Source organism: Biostraticola tofi (assembly GCF_004343195.1).
Lineage (GTDB): Bacteria > Pseudomonadota > Gammaproteobacteria > Enterobacterales > Enterobacteriaceae > Biostraticola > Biostraticola tofi.
Map to the genome: position 1 here is coordinate 1 of NZ_SMCR01000025.1, position 3,917 is coordinate 3,917.

Annotated in this window: 5 protein-coding genes and 2 pseudogenes; 6 read left to right on the forward strand and 1 reads right to left on the reverse strand. The window is 45.5% G+C overall.

Features of this window, described 5'->3' with window-relative positions; all coding sequences use genetic code 11:
* Positions 1–984: VENN motif pre-toxin domain-containing protein (locus EDC52_RS20170; RefSeq protein ID WP_230468112.1), on the forward strand; the 984-nt coding region annotated here is incomplete at its 5' end.
* Positions 985–1,368, forward strand: a complete 384-nt coding sequence (locus tag EDC52_RS19645; protein WP_131868026.1) for a hypothetical protein — start codon at positions 985–987, stop codon at positions 1,366–1,368.
* A gap of 68 nt (positions 1,369–1,436) precedes the next feature.
* Here the strand turns inward: EDC52_RS19645 and EDC52_RS19650 are convergent, their stop codons facing one another.
* The gene (locus EDC52_RS19650; RefSeq protein ID WP_230468114.1) at positions 1,437–1,694 is read right to left on the reverse strand and encodes a hypothetical protein; all 258 of its coding nucleotides are present in this window, start codon (positions 1,692–1,694) and stop codon (positions 1,437–1,439) included.
* Between the two features lie 132 nt (positions 1,695–1,826).
* Between EDC52_RS19650 and EDC52_RS20490 the strand changes: the two are divergent.
* The 4 genes and pseudogenes from EDC52_RS20490 to EDC52_RS19675 all read left to right on the forward strand — a co-directional run.
* Positions 1,827–2,009 (forward strand): annotated as a pseudogene (locus EDC52_RS20490) (DUF6862 domain-containing protein); the annotation flags it as partial.
* Positions 2,010–2,393: 384 nt separating this feature from the next.
* Positions 2,394–2,689: pseudogene (locus tag EDC52_RS20495) on the forward strand (hypothetical protein); the annotation flags it as partial.
* Positions 2,686–3,003, forward strand: coding sequence for a contact-dependent growth inhibition system immunity protein (locus tag EDC52_RS19670; RefSeq protein ID WP_329955567.1), 318 nt, complete (start codon positions 2,686–2,688; stop codon positions 3,001–3,003). The pseudogene EDC52_RS20495 and the gene EDC52_RS19670, both read left to right, overlap by 4 nt.
* A 347-nt stretch (positions 3,004–3,350) precedes the next feature.
* Positions 3,351–3,716: a hypothetical protein gene (locus tag EDC52_RS19675; RefSeq protein WP_131868029.1), complete on the forward strand. Its 366-nt coding sequence runs from the start codon at positions 3,351–3,353 to the stop codon at positions 3,714–3,716.
* Positions 3,717–3,917: the final 201 nt, after the last annotated feature.

Consider the following 3,917-nt stretch of genomic DNA (forward strand, 5'->3'; position numbering starts at 1 on the left):
GCCTCCCAGGTGTATGCGGGAACCCAAGCAAAGGATTTGACGGAAAGCCAGAAGACGATGGTGTCGGCGTTGGGGACGCTGGCGGCGGGGCTGGCGGGCGGCCTGGCCGGTGGCGATGTGGCGAGCGCGGTGGCGGGGGCGCAGGCGGGGAAGAATGCGGTAGAGAATAACTCGCTGAGCGGTGATGCAGCGCGTGAAACGGTTAAACAGACAGCGAACACCCTGAAAGATCAGGTCAGGGATAAGCTGGGTGAGGGTACGCTCTCTTCTATCGTTAACAGTATTATTGGCGCTGCGGCAGATACCGGTGATGCGTTATTAGGTGGGGCGGATTATGGTGCTGATACGGCGATGGCTCTCACTTCATGCGCGATGGGAGACAGTTACTGTACCCAGGCATTAAACGATCTGGCGGGTAAAAATCAGGCTGCGGCAGATACGCTGAAAGCCTTGATAAAGAGTGAAACCTGGGCAGCGGTTGCCGAGCAGGTGAAAGAAGCGGCTCAAGGTAACCAGCTTGCTCTGGAAGCCATTGGGGGGATACTGGCGAGTATTATCCTGCCGGGCAAGAAACTACCTGATGGTGTTGCTGGTAAGGCCGAGTCTATTGCTGCTGATATAGGCAAAACTGGTACTGTATATGATTCTATAAAAGGGACCCAGCCTGTTTACCCTGGTTCTGTTATACCGAAATCTTTTGAAATGACACTACCTAACGGTCAAAAAGTATGGGTACATGGCAATGCTACAGAACACATGGCAGAATATGCGGCATCTAAAGCCGTAACTAATACGCCAGAGGCGGTCAGACTTGCCAGCCAGACAGAACTCAGAAGTTTTCAAGCTGCGTTAGATACCGCGACAAAGGACGGTATGTCATATGGGCGTATAACAGTCGATGGTTGGCAACTGGAAATCAAACCTCCGCGCGCTGCTGGTGAGTTGCCAACAGTCATTCATGCTCGTTATCTAGGGGCAAATTAAATGGATATAGAAATTACAAGTCCGATCAATATCACATTGGACGTAATAGAACTTGATGAACATATTCCATCATTGAAGTTTTGTTTGGCGATTCAAGTAGATAAATTTAGCTATAGCTTGAGTGTCAGTTCCCAGGTATGGCTTGAATGCCAATGCTTTGATGAATTTATCGACAATATACGGAATGATGATATAGCCCATCTTAAAGATATGAATGGATGTTTTGAGTTGATTGTAAATCCAGTTTTAGGATGGCTTGAATGGTCATGTGCTAAAGAAGATCTGCATGGATATACCACAGTATCAAAAGGCAGAGAAAAGTTAACGGACGATGCGAAATCTGCAATATATGCAGCGTTTAATGATTATCCTAAATGGTGGTGACTGTTAGATCAGGTCTAAGCTACTACAACTAAAACTAGTAACCCCAGCCTTGGCTGGGGTTACTACTTCTAAGCCCTAAAAACGTCCACTTCCCGCCGCCACAACCGGATCACACCCGGTGCGGCGGTAATGTCCACTTGTTGAGCTTCGGTGGTACTGGACTCGGTGAGCCAGTCGCCACTGACAAGCACCTCGCCGTTCTCCCGCACCCAATCGGCGCCAAGATCCGGGCGGTACTGGCTGGCCTCGCAGAGTTCATCCCAAGTAGCATCATCGGTCACAGTGGTGATCCACAGGCCATCTTGCCTGAGTGTGGTAGAGAATATCTATCTGTCTGGTCTGGATAGCTTCGGCACAGGCTTCCAGAATAATGTCCAGGCTCAAGGTTCGCTGGTAAATAATACGAATCTTACTGATGAAACGGGCAAAGTGCTGAACCCGGCAACACCAGAGGAAAGATAGCGAAACAAAAGCTTCGCAAGACTAAGGATCCAGTGGAGCGTGAGCAGGCGCAGCAGCAGATAAACGACCTGCGTGAAAAAGACATCAGCCGTGACCAGAGGGTAATCGAAGCATATGGTAACGATCGTGCTGGTAGTGCGACCTGTGCGGGTACGCGACTGGACGTTATTGCGGCAAAGCAGGAATACGAAAAAACAGGAACTTATGACTCCAAAGCCAGCCAGCAATATTCTGATGCTTACGGAAAGATAGTCAATCTGCTTGATATCACCAGTGTTGATGCCCAGAATCAGCAGCAAGTGAAGGATGCGCTGACGCAATATGCGATAGATGTTCTGGGGGTCGATCGTCAGACAGCTCAAGGATATGCAATTAAAAAGCAAGGAATGGATGTTATCATTGCTTCGCTGACCCCAGTTTTGGGGAGTGCGGCGGCAAGTAAGCTTGGAACTATAAGTTCAGAAGCTAATAAAAAAGCATCATTGTTGAAAGAGATATCATCTCAAGGTGTAAAATCCACCAACGCGCATATTTTGCATGGTTCAAAGATTTCCAGTGGCACAGAGAAACTTAATCAGAAGCAAGAAAGTGCTATTAAGAAGATTGATAATACCATCAAATATGCTTTGAAAGACCATGATATTACAGGAACACTTAAAGATACGGGTGGGAATCCTGTATCTAAAAATAATGGGAGGATATTGAGATCATATGCAGGAAATGCAAAACACACTCAAAGGACTAAGAAATCATGTAGATACCTTAAAAACGTTCATAATACGGAGGCTCAGTCAGCATATGGTGGGGCGACAGATGCTATTGAAAAAATGAATCAGCTTTAAGAGGGCATGGCATATGATATCTTTCCGTAAATTGATTGGGAACATTAATGTAATTAAAGATCAAAAGAAGCAATCGCCACTAGAACTTTGGTTCGAAGGAGTCATTGATATATCAATTGAAGACTTGTCTGTGGAAGATCTTTGCCGTGCTGTCAGGCAGCGATTATGCGTTGATCAGCTAATGCCAAGAATTTTGAAAGTTCTTACTGAAGACCCTTTAGCCGGTGAGTATTACGATGGGGAACTAATTAGCGCCCTAGTGCAGATTGAAGTAAAAGATCTCATGGAACATAAAAATACATTTAATCAGATAAGGGTGCTTATTAACTAAATTCCTGACTCAGACATCAGCGTTGATCTAGGCAACGATATATTTAAAATAAATCAAATCAAGGTTTAATCAATCTCAGTAATTAAGAAGGGCTTTTAAGTTTATTGCTAATTTAGCTAATGTACCCTAATTTTCGCGCTGATAGCTTGCTAGCGTTCTGGATAGAAATTGTAACGCATAATTCACCGAACAAGCTGGTTAAAGCAGCAGCGGCTGCAGCAAGCCAAGAAGATTGGCGACATCGCTACGCAGGTGAGCGGCATTATCGAGATGCAGGGCAAGATTGCCGCCAAGGTGGGTACCGCCAAAGCCGATACTGCCAGCGCTGAAGGAAGGAGATTGCCAAAATGAAAACTTGTTTGTTTCTAGATGAAATGAAGGATATTTTTCTGGATATATTATGCCAGAAATCCGATTTGCCAGTTAATACTGATGATCTAGCGGATAATTATAATCGATCGTTGGAAATGTTATTGATAAAACAATTAACGCTATTACAGTCTAAAACGGCGTTGCTAGCTAAGGCAAAAAATAATGACGATGAGCTGACTATGCGGGCTGCCATCTTGGAAATGAGGACTCACGCAATGAGCTTATCCAGCTTCTTTGACAATATTGCAGAAGACACTGAAGTTATTCTTGAGACGGGGACATGGCAGGAGTTTACAGAGGATTACAAGATCCCAGAACATTATAACGACCTTAAATTTTGATAAGCTAATCCGGGCAGCCAAACTGAGATTTTAATTTGTTTTATAATACCGTCAGTGACGACTGCCGGATGGTGATAATCAGCAGCAGGACGTGAGCAAGCTCAGTCGCGATGTGGCCCATGCCCATCAGGCGCTGTCCCCGATCTTTAACAAAGAGCAAGAGCAGCAGCGGCTGCAGCAAGCCAAGAAGATTGGCGACAT